General features: G+C 73.4%; 14 protein-coding genes and 1 pseudogene. 3 read left to right on the forward strand and 12 right to left on the reverse strand.

Going from position 1 to position 18332, the window contains the following annotated elements; translation table 11 throughout:
• Positions 1-69 precede the first annotated feature (69 nt).
• A pseudogene (locus tag ACIQPQ_RS21340) lies at positions 70-693 on the forward strand (nucleotidyltransferase domain-containing protein).
• A 347-nt stretch (positions 694-1040) separates the two neighbouring features.
• On the opposite strand, the gene ACIQPQ_RS21345 reads toward ACIQPQ_RS21340, so the two are convergent.
• The 6 genes from ACIQPQ_RS21345 to ACIQPQ_RS21370 form a co-directional block, all read right to left on the reverse strand.
• Positions 1041-1730, reverse strand: a complete 690-nt coding sequence (locus ACIQPQ_RS21345) for a type I-E CRISPR-associated protein Cas6/Cse3/CasE (RefSeq protein WP_401305957.1) — start codon at positions 1728-1730, stop codon at positions 1041-1043.
• Between the two features lie 59 nt (positions 1731-1789).
• Positions 1790-2644 (reverse strand): type I-E CRISPR-associated protein Cas5/CasD, encoded by an 855-nt coding sequence (cas5e, locus tag ACIQPQ_RS21350; RefSeq protein WP_401305959.1) that lies wholly within the window; start codon positions 2642-2644, stop codon positions 1790-1792.
• Positions 2641-3990 (reverse strand): type I-E CRISPR-associated protein Cas7/Cse4/CasC, encoded by a 1350-nt coding sequence (locus tag ACIQPQ_RS21355; RefSeq protein ID WP_401305961.1) that lies wholly within the window; start codon positions 3988-3990, stop codon positions 2641-2643. The genes cas5e and ACIQPQ_RS21355 overlap by 4 nt, the downstream gene beginning before the upstream one ends.
• Complete coding sequence (gene casB / locus ACIQPQ_RS21360; RefSeq protein WP_401305962.1) at positions 3987-4607, reverse strand: type I-E CRISPR-associated protein Cse2/CasB; 621 nt, start codon at positions 4605-4607, stop codon at positions 3987-3989. Before casB ends, ACIQPQ_RS21355 begins: the two co-directional genes overlap by 4 nt.
• Positions 4600-6213, reverse strand: a complete 1614-nt coding sequence (locus ACIQPQ_RS21365; RefSeq protein WP_401305964.1) for a type I-E CRISPR-associated protein Cse1/CasA — start codon at positions 6211-6213, stop codon at positions 4600-4602. Before ACIQPQ_RS21365 ends, casB begins: the two co-directional genes overlap by 8 nt.
• Before the next feature lie 420 nt (positions 6214-6633).
• Positions 6634-6810 carry a hypothetical protein gene (locus ACIQPQ_RS21370; RefSeq protein WP_401305966.1) on the reverse strand — a complete coding sequence of 59 codons (177 nt, stop codon included), beginning with the start codon at positions 6808-6810 and terminating at the stop codon, positions 6634-6636.
• A 173-nt stretch (positions 6811-6983) separates the two neighbouring features.
• Between ACIQPQ_RS21370 and ACIQPQ_RS21375 the strand changes: the two genes are divergently transcribed.
• Positions 6984-10883, forward strand: coding sequence for a hypothetical protein (locus ACIQPQ_RS21375; RefSeq protein ID WP_401305968.1), 3900 nt, complete (start codon positions 6984-6986; stop codon positions 10881-10883).
• Between the two features lie 64 nt (positions 10884-10947).
• Here the strand turns inward: ACIQPQ_RS21375 and ACIQPQ_RS21380 are convergent, their stop codons facing one another.
• The 3 genes from ACIQPQ_RS21380 to ACIQPQ_RS21390 form a co-directional block, all read right to left on the reverse strand.
• On the reverse strand, positions 10948-11553 hold the full coding sequence (locus ACIQPQ_RS21380) for a dihydrofolate reductase family protein (RefSeq protein WP_401305970.1): 606 nt from the start codon (positions 11551-11553) through the stop codon (positions 10948-10950).
• Positions 11554-11636: 83 nt separating this feature from the next.
• Entirely contained in the window at positions 11637-12305 is a 669-nt protein-coding gene (locus ACIQPQ_RS21385) for a response regulator (protein WP_401305971.1), read from the reverse strand.
• A complete protein-coding gene (locus ACIQPQ_RS21390; RefSeq protein ID WP_401305973.1) occupies positions 12302-13741 on the reverse strand; it encodes a sensor histidine kinase in 1440 nt (479 codons plus the stop codon). The genes ACIQPQ_RS21385 and ACIQPQ_RS21390 overlap by 4 nt, the downstream gene beginning before the upstream one ends.
• 259 nt (positions 13742-14000) lie before the next feature.
• On the opposite strand from ACIQPQ_RS21390, the gene ACIQPQ_RS21395 reads away from it, so the two are divergent.
• Entirely contained in the window at positions 14001-14606 is a 606-nt protein-coding gene (locus ACIQPQ_RS21395) for a heme-binding protein (RefSeq protein WP_401305975.1), read from the forward strand.
• Positions 14607-14614: 8 nt separating this feature from the next.
• Here the strand turns inward: ACIQPQ_RS21395 and ACIQPQ_RS21400 are convergent, their stop codons facing one another.
• The 3 genes from ACIQPQ_RS21400 to ACIQPQ_RS21410 all read right to left on the reverse strand — a co-directional run bounded on the left by ACIQPQ_RS21400 (position 14615) and on the right by ACIQPQ_RS21410 (position 18285).
• Positions 14615-16699: a copper resistance CopC/CopD family protein gene (locus tag ACIQPQ_RS21400; protein WP_401305976.1), complete on the reverse strand. Its 2085-nt coding sequence runs from the start codon at positions 16697-16699 to the stop codon at positions 14615-14617.
• 342 nt (positions 16700-17041) lie between these two features.
• On the reverse strand, positions 17042-17815 hold the full coding sequence (locus tag ACIQPQ_RS21405) for an SDR family NAD(P)-dependent oxidoreductase (RefSeq protein WP_401305978.1): 774 nt from the start codon (positions 17813-17815) through the stop codon (positions 17042-17044).
• The gene (locus tag ACIQPQ_RS21410; protein ID WP_401305980.1) at positions 17812-18285 is read right to left on the reverse strand and encodes a cupin domain-containing protein; all 474 of its coding nucleotides are present in this window, start codon (positions 18283-18285) and stop codon (positions 17812-17814) included. Before ACIQPQ_RS21410 ends, ACIQPQ_RS21405 begins: the two co-directional genes overlap by 4 nt.
• Positions 18286-18332 lie beyond the last annotated feature (47 nt).

The raw sequence follows: 18332 nt of genomic DNA on the forward strand, positions 1-18332 counted from the left end.
GCGAGGCCGAGAGTGGGGGACCACGTCGGGCCGCGCTTCCGGCCGCCTGGTCACTGAGAGTATGGGTGGGTGAGTGCTGACGTGTGGGGACGCTGGGTGCCGGAGCGACCCGAGGATGTGGCCGCGGTGTTCGCCGAGGCGGACTTCCCGTGGTGGATCGCCGGTGGCTACGCGATCGAACTCGCGGTCGGCCGCGAGTTGCGTCCACACGGCGATCTCGACGTCCTTGTTCTCCGTCGCGACCAGGCCCTCGTGCATGAACTGCTGGCCGACTGGGACCTGCACGTGGCCGATCCGCCCGGCCAGGGGGAGTTGCGACCGTGGTGTCCTGGCGAGGTCCTTCGGCCGCCGCTCCACGACATCTGGTGCCGCCGTGCGACCACGGCGCCTTGGTCGGTGCAGCTCCTGCTGGACGAGGCCGAGGGCACGCAGTGGGTCTCGCGGCGTGACCCGGCGATCCGGCTCCCGGTCGACTAGCTCGGGCGGATGAGCGAGTCAGGCATCCCGTATCTCGCGCCCGAGGTGCAGCTCTTCTACAAGGCGAAGGCGACCCGGGACAAGGACGAGACCGACTTCGAGGCGGTGCTGCCGCTGCTCGACGCTCCGGCACGCGCCTGGCTGCTGGGCTCGATCAAGATGGCGGCACCCAGCCACCCCTGGATGCGCCGGCTCCTGCCGGTCAGCCGAACGTGAGCAGAGGAACGTCGTAGAGGTCGGGGTTCCGGGGCCGGGTCATGGTGGGCGACGTGAACTCCATGGAGTCTGTCACTCTCCTGGTCACACGTAGCACATGGACAGTCTGCAGCTCGGCGTATTTGCACTCCTCGCCCAGCCCCTCAGCCGTCAGCCGTCAGCCGTCAGGGTGTTGTCGTCGTGCGCGCCCACGCGTAAATCCAGACGTGACAACCCCAGCAGGCTTACTGAGGTGCGGCTTCCCACTGGTTCGGGCTGGCCCGCTTCGCTCCTTGCGCGCGGCCCGAGTGCCGACAACTGCTCTCCCGCCACCCGGCGGCGGGGCGGACGATGCCGGCGAGGGGGCTTCACCGCACCAGCAGCAGTCCGCAGCTGTAGGCCCTGGCGTGGCCGATGCCCTGGGTGAGGGCGGTGACGAGAGTGGTGGGGTCGGTGACCGTGAGGGTGCCCTTGAGTTCGGCTCGGGCGATGCGCAGGCCCTTGTGCGGGGCCGGGCTGGAGATCTGCGGCAGCATGCGCACGGCGAGCTTCTCCAGGTCCGAGTCGGCGCCGATGCGTACGACCCCGTCGGGAGCGGTCGGAGGATCGCCGAGCGGTTGCAGGCGACGGGCGAACCAACGCTTCACGTGCTCGGGGCGGGTGTGCGGGACGCGGGTACCGCGGGTCTTGGGCGGGGAGCCGGGGGGCGGGGGCAGCGTGCGGACCGGGTTGACGGTCGTACGGAAGTCGACGCGGTCGCCGGGCCGGAACGTGCGGTCGAGGGTGAGGGTGTGCGGGGGCTCGGCCAGGGCCGCGCGGGGGATGCCGGTCCAGTCGGCGGGGACGGACGACTGGACGACCAGGTTGAGCCGGGCGCGACGAAGGTCGACGGTCCAGGTGGACAGGACACCCATCTGGGCACGGGGGTCGCGGCTGCCGTCGTCCACCCAGCCCGGGAAGCCGCTCATCACCGTCCGGTGCATGTCCTGGGCGTCGATGAGCGACTTGGCGGCGAACGGGTGCCGGGCGTCCAGGGTCAGCAGGGTCTGGGTGGCCACGAACCTGGCGGGGCCCGGTGCGGGTGCCGGGGTCGGAGGTGGGGCGGTCGGCGTCGTGTTCACAGGATGATGTCCCATCCAGGGGCGTTCGGGGTGATCGTGATGCGGTGGCGGGTTTCCCAGCGGAGGCTGTGGAGGCCGCCGTCCGCGTCGTAGCGGACGGGCTGGTCCGGCAGACCGGCGCCGGGCAGTGGGCGGGGGCTCTCCATCCACGCCCACGGGCGCTCGGCTGAGGCCGCCTGCGGGCCGGTCGCGTCGGGGAGCAGGGCGGACGACTCGAATGCGTTCCGCAGGGTCCCCGGTACGACGCCGAGGGCGAGGTCGCCGGTCGGCGGGCAGGCCTTGCGGCCCAGCCAGAGCAGGCGCTTCGGGTGCTCCAGGGCGTAGGCGATCCGCTCCAGGAGGGTCTGGTCCTCGTGCTCCAGGCCGGCCAGGAACGCGGCGTCGGACAGGTACCACCGTTCGGTGATCATGGCGTGGCGGCGGACCTGCTGGGAGACGAGGGCGCCGGACGCCGGGTCGGCGGTGACGTATTTCGGGGAGCCGTACCAGGCCGCCAGGTCGACGCGGCCGAAGACGTCGGGAGGCTCGGAAGCAGCGGCGGCGGCGGTGGCCTTCGTGGCGCGCTGGTGGTCGGTCAGGAGGTCACGCGGGCGCAGCGGGAAGGTGCCGCCGCCGACGGTGTGGTAGTCGCGGACGCGAATGCCGGGGCGGTCGGCGCGTACGCCGAAGCGGACCTCGGCGAGATCCCCGAGCGGTTCCTCACGATCCAGGCCGAGGGCCGCCGCGCAGAGGCCTATCACCCCCGACTTGGTGGGGCGGCTGTGGGTGTCGCGGTGGGCGAACCGGCCGGCCAGTCCCCAGGACTGGAGGGGACCGGCCAATCGGATGAGCAGGACATGGGGGCCGGTCACGAGGTGAGTTCCTCGGCTCGTGTCACCGTCGCGAGGGATTCCGGAAGCCTCAACTCCGTGAGCAGGGAGTCGATCTCGGGGTCGTAGGTGAGGAGCTTCGCCGCGTGGAGATCGTCGCGGCGGCCGCTGACGAAGACGTGGTGGCGCAGCAGCCTGCCCACGGCGACGGGGCCGGCCGGTCCTTCGGCCACTTCGTCGACCGGCCGTTGGAACGCGGACGCGTAGTTGTACGGACGATCGCCTTCGAAGGCGAGGACGAGCACGGGCAGGGAGCCGGTGGAGGCGGTCGAGTTCTTCTTCGCCGCCGGGAATGCCTCCACGAACGAGTTCACGAACTCCCGTTCGGCGTCGGCCGCGGTCCGCTCGGCCTCTTCCTCCGCCATTCCGGCCACGCGCAGATTGGTCCGGAGCTGGACACGGTCGAGGACGGCGTGCCGGTAGAACGTACCGGAGATGAGTGACTGGTAGCCGGTCATGCCGGCGCCCGCCTCGTCGGCGGCGTCGAGGAAACTGAGGGCGTTGCGTCTACGGTCGAGTTTGGCGTCGTCCGCCGCCGCGTAGAAGTCCTCGATCTGTTCGGACTCGTGCACGGTGAAGGCGTGTCCGGTCTGGACAGCGCCGTCGACGTTCGGGGAGTCGGGGATCTCGGCGAGGAAGCGTCCGTAGAGAGCGATGTCCACCGCGTCGCGGGGGGCCAGGGCGAGCAGTACGGCGTCGCGGATGGCTCTGGGGAGGGGTGGTGGCGGAGCCGCGGGCCCGGTCGCCGCGTTCTCGGCCGGTGCTTCCGGTTCCGTGACGTCGGCCTTCTTCCGGGAAGCGGGGCGGCGCACCTTCTTCGCGGCTTCGGCTCGGGCCAGCGCCTCGACGTACCCGGTGTACCACTCCTCGACCGCGGCCTGGTGGGTGGCGACGTGTTCCGCGATTCTCGCCGCCGTGTCCGCGGGTGCGAAGACGAGTACCTTCGTCAGGTTGGCGACTGTCTTCTTCTGCGGGTCGCCGAACTTGAGGCCGCACCCCTCCATGACGGCACGGACGACGGCCACGGCGCGCTCGCGGTCCCATCCGTGTGCCGATTCCAGTTCGCGGCCGGCCAACAGGGCCCATTCGCGGGTACGGACCCCCATGCTGCGTCCGCGGAGGGCGCCGCGGCCGGCGTTGGCGCGGTCGCGGGCGTGGACCCGTTCGGCGCGCCGACGGGCCTGGCTGGTGATCATGTGTCGTTCCACGCCGCCGAAGACCAGTGTCTTCGGCTGGCCGTTCTCGTCGCGCACGGGGAGGACGGCGGCCAGGGTCTCGATGAGGTGGAGGGAGAGGAACTGGCCCCTGCTTCGGGGTGGTTCGGTCACGAGGTGGAGTCCTTCCGGGCATTCCGTTCGGTCTGAGCGTCGGCTCCCGGCCGGGGGGCCGATGCGTGCATCGCGCCCCGGGCCATCGACGCGGGCATGTGGAACTCGACCGACCAGCGGTACGAGACGCGCTCCCGGCGGTCGTCCCACTTGATCAGGTCCTCGGTCAAATCGGTCCAGGAAGGCGGTGGTTGCTCGCAGGACCGGAGACGGACGATCGCGTGCTGGAGGTGCCGCCAGGGAATGCGGCGGCTGGCGACGACCCTGGCCAGCAGACGCCGGGCGCCTGGGTTGTCGGGCCCACGCCCGGCCCCGTCGCCGATCCGGCGGGCCGCCGCACCCAGGCTGCCTCCGCCGTACGAAGGGACCGAACGGCCTTGGTGGTAGACGGCGAAGAGGAAGGCCACCCGTTCGAACAGGTCGCGGTGCTCGTCGCCTCCGTACCAGCCGGCCCGGATGTGGGCGTTGGTCCCGCCCCTCGCCCGACGCAACTCGGCCAGGGTGCCGTAGTCGCGGTTGCGGAGGAGGGCCGCCAGCCATTCGGTGAGTCCCGCGCTGTCGTGCGGGAACGGAACGCGCACGGTCTCCGCTCCGGTCCGGACCGGGGGTTCAGTCATGGGTGGTCTCCCCTCGGAGTTCGGCGGGCGCCTTCCCGGCGGTGACGAGATTCTCGAAGAGCCGTACGGCGCGGGCCCGCGCGAGGTTGTTGCGGTCGCTGAGAGGCAACCCGTCCAGGCGCTGCAGGAGTTGAGCGCGGGCGGTCTCCAGGAGGACGGCCGCGTAGGCGAGACAGGGCTCGGAGACCGGGTCATCGTCCTCCGGTCCTCTGTCGATCACGTCGTCCAGCATTTCGTGGAAGGGGTCTTCGGCAGCGGGCCAGAACATATGGCGGGCGTCGAGCCGTGCCACCTGGCCCGCCTCGTCCGCCGCCCGCATGGCGGGGAAGGCCGTCTCGGCCGCCACGAGCGCCGCCTTCTTGAGCGACCACGCCAGGTACTCGGCCAGCACGGACCCCCGGTAGGAGGCGGTGTGGAGGTGCCTTTCCATGTGCGGCGCGTAGGGGTAGGAACCTTGCGTCCAGATGACCGGGAGAGTCTTGTTCGCGAGGAGCCCCACGGCCCACAGCTGATACGGCGCCCCAACGCCCCCGCGGGGCCGGAGGGACCGGAGCCGGGCGTACAGCCCTGTGCGGTCGTCGCGGACGGAGCTGTAGAGAGCGTGGGCCTGTTGCCAGAGCGCCCTGGTCGGCGACGGCCACAGCGGCTTGCGTACCCCGCTCGTGGTGGTGCCGAAGACGGCGTCCTGGAGGTGGGTCTCCGGGTCGAGGGCGAGGACTTCACCCGCGCCGATCAGTACCCGGTCGACCACGGTCTGGCCGTGCGGTCCGGCCGCGGGACGCAGGAGGATCGAACGTCCCAGTGTGCTGTGCAGGTCCGCCGGGCCGTGGGGGGCGCGGGGCGCGGCCTCACCCCTGAACTCGCGCCGCCGGAATCCGTCCGGCGCGGTCCAGGAGGTGTTGAGCGAGCCTGTCGGGCCGTGGGGCGGATAGAGATTGAGGCGCACGGTCTCGCCGAGCGTCCGCCCCAGGGCCACGACCCGGATACGACCCGTGAGCCTCCCGGCGGCGAGGTTGGTCACCTTGGCGCCGAGCCGCTTCCCCGACATCCGGGCCCGCCCGTAGGGGCCGTAGGCGTGCTGGGTCAGTACGGCGCGGAAGGCTTCGGCGGCGGGGAGTGGGGTGCGTCGTTCGAGGTGGTGGTGGTCGAAGTGCTGGTTGTAGTCCCCGGCGTGCTCGATGACCAACTGGGCTGTTCCGGTGCCACTCTCCGCGAAGTCCTCGGCCAGCTCGCTGCTCTGGGCGAGGGGGGCACTGGGGTGGAACAGGTTCCAGGAGTCGTCGGGGCTGCCGTCCAGCCAGTCGGCGGCGGACGAGAGATCCCGCCCGGTGTCGATCCACTCCCGCCACTCCTCGTCGGAGGCCGGGCAGACGCCGGCGGCGAAGCAGATCGCCAGCAGGTACTCGATCACGGCCACGCCCTCTCCGGGGGACGTGCAGTCGACCGCGGACAGTTCGTCTGCCTGCCGGAGAAGGGCACAGAGGGAGTGATGAGCGGAGTGGCCGTCGACGGTGACGGTGGGAATGCAGGGGGAGTGGCGGGGGTCCCACGCGAAGGGAGGGTGTGCGGGGGCTAAAGCGTCAGGGGGGAGGGGGTCGTCAGGCACTCTTCTCCGCCACGGTTCTCGGGTACGTGAACAGGGACGCCGGAGCAGGACATCGATCCCTCAAGGTGAACACCTCCGCGTACGGGGAGAGCGGGGGCACTCCACGAACGCCCCGGCCCAAGTCGCCGGGACTCTCCCGCAGGCGAGACACGACGCCCGCACGAACCTGCCCATGTCCACCTTCCAAGTCGACGCCTCATGCCCTGCCCGACGGAGCATCGGCGTCGACACGGTCGACGGGACGGCCCGCGTGACGATCAGTCAACCGTTCAGCCTCGATGGGCCGCAGCGGTTCGGGCAAACCGCCTCCGGACCAGATCTGATCGGGTAGTGCAGCCCGAGAGGGGTGTTGGATCGACCGCTGGTACCCCGTTCCCTCTCGACGAGATCCGGTCGGCGCCGCCGGCTGCGCACTCCCCCTCACCGCGTTCGCCGCCGTAGCAGGATGCCGAGGGTCGCGCGGGCGTCCCTGCGGCGTTCCGGGCTGGGCGCGAGGACGGAGACGAGAGCGACGAAGACCAGGCCGCAGGCGTAGAGCAGGGCGGCGCAGCCGGTCAGCAGGGCGCTGTTGAAAAGCAGGTCAGGGATCTGGGACACGTGCCATCCTTCGCTGAGGGCCGATCGTCGGCTGCTGCGGTGAGGGGCTCAGCATCCGGGAGACGGCCGCTGTGCGGCGAGTGGCGGCGAGCCCAAATTGGCGATTTCCGCAGGTCCAGGGGCTGATACAGAACGGTTCGGCCCTCGGGCGACGGACTGGGGGTGCACGCGAGGTGGCCGAGACGAAGAGGCCCGCACGAGCGGATCTGGGCAAGATGCTGAGCTGCTTGCTCACCCACTCAGGGCTCGAGCTCAGGGCGGCGTCACGGGCGAGCGGAGTGCGTCTCGGCACCCTGCGGAGCTGGCGGGAGGGGAAATCGGCGCCCGAGGCTGGCCGCGAGCACGACTTCTGGCTCGTCGTACGGGTGCTGCAACAGACAGCGGACAGTCCGGGTCCCACGAATGCCCAATGGAAGCAGGCCCTGGATGCCGCACAGCAGGAGAGTGCGGTCGGCCAGGCCCGCCGGGCGGATCTCGGCGTGCACCGGCCGGCTCAGGATGTGCCCGTGACGCCTCCGCGGGACCGCGCCAGCGAGCGGGCGGTCATGGACGCCTTCGTGCGGAACTCCGGTGCCGGAGCGCCTGCGTATCTGTGCTGGTACGCGGACTCCCCCGTGGGCAAGACCTCGCTGCTGGCGGACTACGTGCTGCGGCACCGGCCGGCTGCCGTCGACGTCCTGCACTACTTCGTGTCCCCGGCCCACCACACCGACACCCTGGCCGCGTTCGAGGAGGAGATGGTCCGTCGGATCGGCACGTTCCTCGGGGAGCGCTTGAAGCACGCCCCTCGCGAGGCTGCGGACTGGGACCGGCTCTTCGGCAGGGCCGCCGCACGGAGCAGGCGGAGCAAGCGGTCCCTCCTCCTCGTGGTCGACGCGGTGGACGACGACAGGGCGTGGTCCGGCCGCGCCGCCGACAGCATCGCCGGGATGCTCCCGGCGTCCCCGCCCCGGGGGATGCGCGTGGTCGTATCGCTGCGGAGCGGACTGCGCCCGCCGGACGACCTGCCGCCCGGCCATCCGCTGCGCGACATCACGTGCCGGTACCCCCTCGGTCCCGTCGCGGGGGCTGTTCACGTCCGGCAACCGCGCCCCGAGCCGGCCGATGTGGGGATGCGGGTGGCTGGGCTGCTGGCGGTCTCAGGTGGTGGTCTGCGTACGGCTGAACTGGCGGAGCTGGCGGAGGTGCCCGCCGACCGGCTGGACCGGCTGATCCAGGGGCCGGCCGGGCGTTCCCTGGTACTGGACGACCCCGTCGCCGGGACGTACCGGCTGGCCGACCGCCGGCTCGAACGGGTCGTGGAGGAGCGGCTCGGGGACACCGGCGCCGCGGAGTGCCGCCGCACGCTGCGTGCCTGGTCGGGGAGTTGGCGAGACGCGGGTTGGCCGGAGGGGACACCGTCGTTCCTGTTGGCGATGCCGCGGGAACCGTTCTCCGACTACACGGAACATGCGGCGTACGTCCTCGATCCGGCCCGGCTGCACAGGCTTTCCGTGACGGCCGGAGCGGGGGCCGTCATGGACCAACTCACGGCGTTCGAAGAGTCGTTAGGTGACACTCCTGCCGCTCTCTCGGTGCTGGTGCCCTTGGCGTCGGCGCGGGACCTGGTGCGGCGCGCCTCCCGTGAGGTTCCCGACGGGGCGCCCGCGCTCATGGCCCGCCTGGGAGACACCGAGCGAGCTCGCGGGCTGGCCCTTTCCGCCCCCGTGCCCACCGCCCGTGCAGTCCATCTGGCTGAACTGGCCGTCGAGTTGGCCCACGCGCGACAGCCGAGCGTGGATGCCGTGGTCCGGGAAGCGGTCACCTGCTTCTCCGCGAACCGTGCCGATCACGACTCCCCCGCGGCCCACCCGCAGTCCAGCGTCTTCACCAGGCTCTTGTCCGCCGCACGCGAGATCGGCAGAATCACCGGCCCCGGCACCGCACGGCCGCTGCTCCTGGCCGTGATCCGCGACCCCGGTGCGGGGACCTCCGAACTCGGCGCAACGATCGGACCGCTGGACCTGTCCCGTGACCTCGACCTCCTGTCCGTACTGGTCGACCGGGCGGAAATGCTGAGCGCCGGAGACACGCACGCACGGGCGGCCGCGGTGGACCTCTGGGGCGCACTGGCACGCGCGACGCCCGTACTCAGTTCCTTCGCGGGCGACCGCATCCAGGACATCTACACCGAACTGGACCCGGACGAGGGGCTGGGGGCGGTGGACGTCCTGGCGGCGGCGGCTTCGGCGCTCGCACTGTTTCCCGCCGCGAGGCCGAAGCAGGCAGCCGCCCCGGCACGGGAGGCCCTGGCCCAGGCAGCCCTCGCCGTCGGGCCTCGCTCGCCCACGGAGACCGGGCCGCTGCCGGAGGAGGATCAGATTCACCATGCGCTGAAGGGAATCCTGGCCCACCTCGCGCAAGCTCTGAGGGACACCAAGGCGACAAGAGCGGACCTTCGCGACTTCGGACGGCAACTGGACTCCCTGCGGACGTCCCTGCGGGTCGGCGCCTTCGGGGATCTCACGACGGAACGCGCCCGCTGGATTCTCGACGAGGCCGACAAGCACCTGGCCGAGAAGGAACGAGAGGCCGCGGCAGAAGAAGCGGAGCAGGACGAGAAGCGGCACGCGATGGCACTGGCGAAGCGGCGGGAGAGGGAGAGCGGGAACAACCAGTACCGGAGGAATCAGGCCGAGCGGAAGGCAGGAGAACGAAGCGGGCAGGTGCCTGCCGCAAAGGCCTCCCCCAAACCGCGCAGTCAGCGGCCTCCAGCCCCTCGGCGTACTCCCGCTCGTCGCAGGACGTGGGGTCTTCCCGCCCTGGCCGGTGATGCGCAGACCGCCGCGCCGCATCTCCTCCTGCTCCAGGAGGTGGACGAGCGTCTCAGCACGGAGAACTCTCCGAGCAGCCGGGCGGAGAGCCGGGTACTGCTGGACGCGGCGCTGCGGGAGGCGCCCCGCCAGCAGGCCCGGGGCGGTGCCGACGGCCCCCTCGCCCCGGAACTCTGGTCCGCGGATCTCTGCCAGGCCCTTGGTACGGTCGGCGGATTCGACGCCGCCGACGCACTGGTGGCTGCATTGTCCGAACCGGCCGAACAGGCAAGGCACTTGGCAGCCCTCGCCCTCGGCTGCGCCCTCGGCGGGCACGGCAGCGCGGCGGCCGCATACGCCACCGCGGCGCGGGAAGGGCTACCGGACGACGCCGGTCCCGTCCTGGCCGCCGAGGTGAACCAAGCCCTTGCGTATGCCCGAGCCGAAAGCACGGCCGCCGCTCCGCTCACCGGTGGTACCGGCGCGCAGAGGCGCCAGGCGGAGGCTGCCATGGCCGTCGGGCTCGCCCGGCACCGTCCCGAGGAGGCAGTACGTCTCGCCGAGGGCCTCGCCGCGAAAGTGGCCCGCCGGATCGCGGAACCGAACCGGACCGGCCCCTTCCGATCTCTCCCTGAGCTGGCGGCTCTGCTCCTCGCCACACCGGACGCGCAACAGCCCGGCCCGCGCCTGCGGGAAGCCCTGCACCAAGCCGTGCGGGAGGTGGCCGGCTCGTCCGCTCCGCGGCATGCGCCGACGATGACCGTCCTGACCCTGCTCGGACGGCTCGGATGCCTCTCCGACGAGAGCGCCGAGAGCGCCGAGGCGGCCGTCGACCGATGGCGCCGTTCACTCCGGCCGGGTCCGGATTCCGGAGCGGAGGTGGCGCTGCTCGCCGCCGTGGAGGGGGACATCGGCCTGGCGTGGCGACACGCCGAGTCCCTTCGCACCCCGGCGGAACGGTCACTCGCTCTCGGTGCCGTAGCGGCTCACCTGGCAGGGGTCGAGACCGCGCAGGCCATCGATCCGCGCGCGGCCGACCGCACCGTCAGGATCTGCCTCGCGCTGGCCCGGGCCGCGGCCACCGGGGACGGCCCGTCGAGAAAGGGTCAGGCTCGGCACACGGTGAGGCGACTGCTGCGGACGGGCGCCTGGAGTCGCGCCCTCCCCGCGCTTCCCGGCGCCGCCCCGCAAGCGCTGCCGCACCTGGCCAGGATCGCGTTGTACGCACGGCGCCAGGGGACGCTTGAGCCGGATACCGCAAGCAACGGCCCGCCGAGCTGAGCAGGACCCCTGAGAATCGGCGGACGCCCCCGCCGATCGGGACAGGGCCGGGCCGGGGTGGCCGTCACGCCGGTGTGGCGAGTGGGGCGTGGTCCAGTACGTGGGGCCTGTATTCGACTAGTTGGATGCGGTGGTCGAAGGTGCGGTGGTCGGTCATTTCCAGGGAGACGTCGGGGTAGCCGTCGTAGATGCGTTCCTCGCCCGTGGCTCCGGTGATCACCGGGAACATCACGACGCGGAAGCGGTCGACCAGGCCCGCCCGGAGGAGGGAGCGGGCGAGGCTGAGGCTGCCGATGGTGGTGAGGAGGCCCGAGCCGGTCGCCTTCATGGCGCGGACCGTCTCGACGGCGTCCTCGCGGACGAGGGTGCAGTTGGCCCAGGTCAGCGGGTCGGGGAGGGTGGTGGAGAACACCACCTTGGCGGCCCGCGTGAGGCCGTCGACGGACGCCTCCTCCTCGGGCCTGAACTCGTCCTGGCCCGACGGGACCTCGCCTGCGGCGAAGCCCGACATCAGGCGGTAGGTGTTCGCCCCCATCAGGTGGGTCGCCTCGGGCTGCTCGCCCAGCCACGCGAGGTACTCCGGGCCCTCCAGACCCCAGAAGCCGGGCCAGCCCTCTCCCGACGCGTAGCCGTCGAGGGAGGTGATGAAGTCGACCAGAAGCTCTGACATGGCACTGCCCTTTCCTCGGGTGTCGCGTCATGAGCTTGGACCGGTCGGGAGCCCTGAAGTCATCGGTCGCCCTGGGGGGCGGGTCAGACCAGCCGCTGTTCCTTCGCCAGGGCGACCGCTCCCGAGCGGGTGTCGACGCCCAGCTTGTCGTAGATGCGGCGGAGGTGGGTCTTCACGGTGGTTTCGCTGATGTAGAGGGCTCGGGCGATGTCTCTGTTGGCGAGGCCCCGGGTGAGCTGGGTCAGGATGTCGTGTTCGCGGGGGGTGAGGGTGGGGCGGGGGGTGCGGAGGTGGGTGAGGACGCGGGCGGCCAGCGGGGGTGAGAGGGAGGGGCGGCCCGCCGCGGCGGCGTGGATCGCGGTGAAGAGGTCCTCGGGGCGTTCGGCCTTGAGGAGGTAGCCGGTGGCGCCCGCCTCGACCGCGCGGGTCACGTCGGCGTCCGTGTCGTAGGTGGTGAGGACCAGGACGTACGGGGCGGGGGTGAGGGCGCGCAGGCGGCGGGTGGTCTCGACGCCGTCGCTGCCGTCGCCGAGCTGGAGGTCCATCAGGGCGACGTCCGGGGCGAGTCGGCGGGCCAGGGCGAGGGCCTCCTCACCACTGCCCGCCTCCGCGACCACCTCGATGCCGGGCGCGCTGCCCAGCAGGGCCAGCAGGCCCGCCCGGACGACCGCGTGGTCGTCGCAGACCAGCACCCGGACCGGTGTCGGAGGGGAGGGAGAGGGGGAAGGGGAAGGGGAAGGGTCGGGGGTCATCGGGGCTCCAAGGGGATCGACGCCGACAGGACCGTGCCCTCGCCGGGGGTGGACTCGATGGTGAGGGTGCCGCCCAGTTGGCGGAGGCGGGCGCGGGCCGCGGGGAGGCCGTGACCGCGGGCGGCGGAGTCATCGGTGCCGAGGGTGCCGACGGTGTGGCGTACGGCTCCGTCCTGGGTGCGTCCGTCGGGTGCAGGGTTCTCGTTGGTGTGTCCCCCGTGGGCGGGGAAGCCGCGGCCGTTGTCGGTGATGTCCAGGACCACCTGGTCGTCCAGGCAGGTCAGGGTGAGGGTGGCCGTGGTGGCGGCGGCGTGTTCGCGGACGTTGGCGAGCGCGCCCTGGGCGATCCGCAGGAGCGCCGACTCGACCGCCGCGGGGAGCGGGGTCGGGGTGCCGTCCGTGCGGACCTCGACCGTCAGGGCCGGGGTCGTCTCGCGGGCTGCCAGGGCGTCGAGGGCGCGGGCCAGGCCGCCGCCCTCGGCCAGGTCGGCCGGTGTCAGGTCGTGCACGAAGCGGCGCGCCTCGGCGAGGCTGCGCTCGGCGGTCGCCGCCGCCGTGCGGACGTGGTCGCGGGCCGTGTCCGGGGCGGTGTCCCAGAGCCGGTCGGCCGCCTGGAGCAGCATCCGCTGGCTGGACAGGCCCTGGGCGAGGGTGTCGTGGATCTCGCGGGCCAGGCGTTCGCGTTCGGCGAGGGTGCCCTCGCGGCGTTCCGTGGCCGCCAGTTCGCGGCGGGTGCGGACGAGGTCGTCGATCAGGACGGCGCGGCGGGCCGTCTGGCGCTGGGTCACGACGTAGACGGTGGTGGCGACGGCGGCCACGGCCGGGGGTGCGAGCAGGACGTTCGGGTCGGGCCAGCCCGCCAGGCGCAGTTGGGCGGCGACCGCCAGCGCGGTGAGGACGACGACCAAGGGGATCGCGGTGCGCGGCGGGAAGCTGCGCAGGCCCGCGTAGAAGAGGGGGACCGCGCACCAGGCGTAGCTCGGGGCGAGCAGGACGAGGACGGCCCACGCGGCGACCGTCGGGCCCAGCCAGGCAAGCCGGGCCAGCCGGGCCAGCCGCGTGAGGTGGGTGAGGCGGACGCCGGGGGCGGGTGCGCGCCGCAGTCCGGTCGTCCGCTGGGAGGGCGGGCCCGGCGGTGTCGGGTGTGTGCGGTGCGTGCGGTGCGTGCTGGTGGCGGGCCGGGGGCGGAGCCTCGTACGGGGGCGCGTGGCCGGCGGGGCGGTGCCGACGCGGCCCAGGGCGGGGCCGAGGACGTAGAGGAGCGCGAGCAGGGCGGTGAGGGCGACGACCCACGGGGTGCGGGGTTCCGCGGCGTGCCGGGCGAGGTAGCGGGCGAGGGACGCGGCCAGCAGGACGGCGAACGCGGCGTGCATGACGAGGGTGAGGACGCGGGTGTCGTCCTCGTCGGTGCGGGGACCGGGGTGGTGGTCGGACATGGCGCGTCGCCTCCCTTCGCCGACACGGACGCCGCCCGGAAGGAGAGGAGTGGAGGTGTGGGCGCGCCTCTCTGCATTGTTGCCCGGTCGGGGGCGGGCGGGGTCGTCCGTTCGGACGACCCGGAGGGCGTCCGGTCCGTCGATCCGGAGGAGGCGGGCGCGGGGTCAGGATCGATGGCGGGAGCCGCTCCGGTGGCTCCCGGACCAGCCGACCAGCACCCGCACCGACCCGTTCGAGCCTCCTGAAAGGCCCACCGCCATGCGTTCCAGCCGTACCCGCGCCGCCGCCACCCGCCCCCAGGGCCGTCGCCCCCTCGCCCCCCGCACCCGGCTCCTCACCGGTGGCGCCCTGCTCGCCGTCCTCACCGCCGGGGGCCTCGGGACCGCCTACGCCTACGCCGACGCACCCGCCGCCGCACCGGCGAAGGCCGCCTCCGCGTCCGCGCCCGGCAAGGGCGAGCTGACCCGGACCACGCACCTCACGCTCGCCGCCGCCACCGAGGCCGCGCAGGCCGCCGTGGCCGCCGCCGAGAAGGAGAACCAGCACGTGTCCGTGGCCGTCGTCGACCGGAACGGCACCACCCTGGTCGCCCTGCGCGGCGACGGCGCCGGACCGCAGTCCCCCGAGTCCGCCGCGCGCAAGGCCTTCACCGCCGTCTCCTGGAACGCGCCCACCTCCGAATTGGTGAAGCGGCTCGCGCAGACGCCGAACCTGAAGGACATCCCCGGCACGCTCTTCCTCGGCGGCGGCGCCCCCGTCGCCGCCCAGGGCGGCCCGGTCGCGGGGATCGGCGTCGCGGGCGCGCCCTCCGGCGACCTCGACGAGAAGTACGCGCGGGCCGGGGTCGCGACGCTCGGCCACTGAGTCCCCGCTCAGCGCGTGATGCGTACCGGCCGCTTCACCGTCACCTGGTCGATGTCCGAGACGCGGACCGTCACGGCCATCTCCCAGGTGCCGGGGATGGGCAGGTTGACGGCGTCGGCGGCCCAGTAGCCGCCCTGGTCGGTGACCTTGGCGGTCAGCGGGCCGATGTCCTTGCTGGGGAGGCTGAAGGAGACCCGCAGCTCGGGGATGCTGGCGAAGCCGCCGTCGATTCCGTAGACCACGGCCTGGAGGCTGTTCACGCCGACCCGGCCCGGGTCCAGGGTGACCTGGACGTTGCCGCGGGCGCCGGGGGTCTCCGGGCTGCTCAGGTCGAAGGGGACGTACGTCACCGACGCCACCGGCAGGCCGATCGCCTGGCTGGAGGCGGGGGTGGTCGCCGCCTCGGCCTCCGCGCGGCCCGGCAGGGTGCCGGTGAGGACCGTGGTCAGGCCCAGGACGAGGACGGAGACCGCCACCTCGGCCACGACCGAGCGGCGCAGCGCCTTGCGGTGCGCGTCCTCGGCAGGCGTACGGGGCTCTTCGACGCGGGGTTCCCCGGTACGGGCTTCCTCGGCACGGGCTTCCCCGGTTCGCGGTTCCCCGGCGCGAAGTTCCTCCGTACGGGGCTTCCCGATACCGGGTTCCTCCGTACGGCGTTCCCGCGCGCCCTCCGCAAGCGCGCTCACCGTGTCCTCGGTGCGCGCGCCGACCGCGGCGGTCACCCCCGCGCTCACCTTCACCGGCGCCTCCACCTCCGCGTCCGCCTCCGTCTCCGCGTCCACGACCGCCTCCGTCTCCGTCCGCGTCTCCGTCTTCTCCTTCACCGGCGCCTCCGCCCCCTCGTTCTTCTCGCCCTGCTCCTCTTCCTCCGCGCGTGCCAGGCGGAGGACCGCGCCCCGGCTGAGGGCGCCCGCCAGCGGCAGCAGGCTGACCAGGGCGAGCTTGGCCAGCAGGACGCGGCCGTACTCCGTGTCGGTGAGGGCGCCGAGGGTGCCGAGGCCGCGCCAGGACTGGTAGAGGCCGGTCAGGGCGAGGACGACGACGCAGACGGTGGCGAGCCGGGAGAAGCGGACCGCGACCGCGGCCGGCACGACCGTGCGGCGCAGCAGGACCAGGAGCGCGGTGAGGCCGCCGATCCAGGCGGCGGTGGCCAGGATGTGCAGCACCGAGGAGACCATGGCGGCCGGGACCTGGATACCGGCCGAGGCGTGTTCGGCGCCCGCCCAGGTCAGGGCGAGGGCCACCGCGAGGACGGTGCCGGTCACCAGCTCCGGGCGGGAGACGCCCGTCCGTCCGGGCCGGGTGCGTTGCCGGAGCAGCAGGAGGGCGCCCGCCACCAGGACCAGGAGCAGCCGGGCCAGTAGGGCGATGCCGGGGCGGCCGGAGAGGGTGCGGGCCAGGCCGTCGGGGTCGAGGGCCTGGGCGGGGCCCGCGCCGGACTCGTAGGGCGCGCGGAGCAGGAGCAGCGCGACCGTGGAGACGGCGAGGGCCGTCCAGCCGGTGAGCAGCGGGCCGCGGAGGGGACGCAGCCGGGGCGGGCGGCACAGGGCGACGAAGGCGGCCGTGCCGACGAGCAGGGTCACGCCGCCGTAGGCGAGGTAGCGGGCGAGCTTGTGCAGGCCCTCGGTGGCCGGGTCCTCGACGTCGCCGGTCGGGACGGTGGCGAGGGTCGCGGAGGGCTTGCCGACCGAGAAGGTGTAGGCGCCCGCGATGGGGTGGCCGTCCTCGGAGACGACCCGCCAGGCCACGGTGTACGTACCCGTGCCGAGGCCGGTCGGGAGGGTGACGCGGGCGGTGTCCGAGCGGCCGGCCGCGTGGCCCTCGTCCCGCGTCTCCACCCGGTTGTTGCGCGGGTCGAAGACGCGGAAGGTGTCGTCGAGCAGGCCGACGGACTCGGTGAAGGTGAGCGTGATGCTCGTCGGCGCGGTCTTGACGACCGAGCCGTCGGCCGGGTCGGCACGGACCAGGGCGGCGTGCGCGGAGGCCTGGCCCGCGCCGCCGAGCAGGACCAGCAGGAGCACGGTGCCGAGGAGCGTCAGCGCGCGGAGCGGGGCGCGCACGGCGCGGGCGGCCGCCGGACGGCGCGGGCTCATCCTCAGGGGTTGTGGCGTACGTGGCGCCCGGCTCGCGGGGTCGGCCCCCGCCGACCGTGCCGACCGGTCCACGGGGTCGGCCCCCGCTGCCCGTCCCGCCGCGCCCGGCCGCCCTCCGGCCTGCCGCCGTCCGCCCCCGTGCCGGTCGCCCTCGCGCCCTTCGCCCACGTCGTCACCGCTCCGTACCGCTTCCGTGCGGCCGCACCGGTGCGGTGCCGCCGCCTGGCCTCCGAGTCACGCGCGCACGGTCTCAGGTGCCCGGGTGCTCGGGGAAGGGTACGGACGCGACGGCCGTCCGTCTCACCGGGGTCCCCCGGAGCGCCCCTCGGGGGAGGCGCGGGTTCACCAGGGGGTGCGGGCCGACACCCCGCCGTCGACGACGAGGTCGTGGCCGGTGATCCAGGAGGCGAGCGGCGAGGCGAGGAAGACGCAGGCGTCGCCGACGTCCTCGGGGCGGCCGAGCCGGTCCACCGCGACCGCGTCCCGCCAGCGCCGTACGCCCTCGGGCCAGTCCTCGGCGAGGCCGTCCCGCTCGATCAGGCCGGGCGAGACGGTGTTGACGCGGATGCCGTACGGGCCGTACTCGCGGGCCGCCGCGCGGGCGTGGACGACGACCGCGGCCTTGGCGGCGGCGTAGTGGGCGTGGCCCTCGGCGGGCAGGGCCGCCTCCACCGACGCGATGTGGGTGACCGTGCCGCCGCCCCGCTCGCGCATGGCCTCGGCGGCGGCCTGGGTGGTGGCGAAGACGCTGGTCAGGTTGGTGTCGACGACCCGGCGCCACTCGGCGGCCGTCATCGACGGCAGGTCCTGGACCGGCTGGACACCGGCGTTGTTGACCAGGTCCGTCAGCCGCCCGCCCGCCACGTCCCCGGCCCACGCGGCCGCCTCCGCGACCAGCCGCCGCGCGTCGGCCTCGGCGGTCAGGTCGGCGCGCAGGACGACGGCCCGGCCGCCCGCGGCCCCGATCTCCTCGGCGAGCGCGCGAGCCGCCGCCACACCGGTCCGGCAGTGCAGGGCGAGAGCCGCGCCCTCCTCGGCGAAGCGCCGGGCGATGCCGCGGCCGACGGTGCCGGACGCGCCCGTGATCAGGGCCGTACGGCCCGTCAGCAAGGTCATGGGCGGCACAGTTCCGCGATACGGGCCGCCCGGTCGGGGTGGCGCGCCGTCAGGTCGGCGGCGTCGCCGTGCTCGTAGCCCTCGTAGGTGAACGCGGGGGCCATGGTGCAGCCGAAGAGGGTCCAGGCGCCGCCCGCCCGGACCCGGCCGCCCATCCAGGTGCGGGCGGGCACGACGAGCTGCGGCTGCTGTCCGGCGAGGACGTCGGGGCCGAGCACGGGGGTGCGGGAGGTGCCGTCGGGGGCGAGGAGCAGCATCTCCAGCGGGTCGCCGCCGTAGAAGTGCCAGATCTCGTCGCCCGGCAGGCGGTGCAGGGCGGAGAAGCCGTCGGCGGTGAGCAGGGCGACGATCGCGGAACCGGCCGGTGTTCCGTCCGGCCCTTCGGGGCCCGACCAGGTACGGCGGAACAGGCCGCCCTCGCGGGGGATGGGCTCCAGCCCGTAGTGGGCGACGAGGTCCTCGGGGGTCACGCGGGGAACAGTACCTTCCGGCGGAGGAAGGCGAGTTGAGCCGTCTT

The organism is Streptomyces sp. NPDC091281 (assembly GCF_044757425.1).
GTDB lineage: Bacteria > Actinomycetota > Actinomycetes > Streptomycetales > Streptomycetaceae > Streptomyces.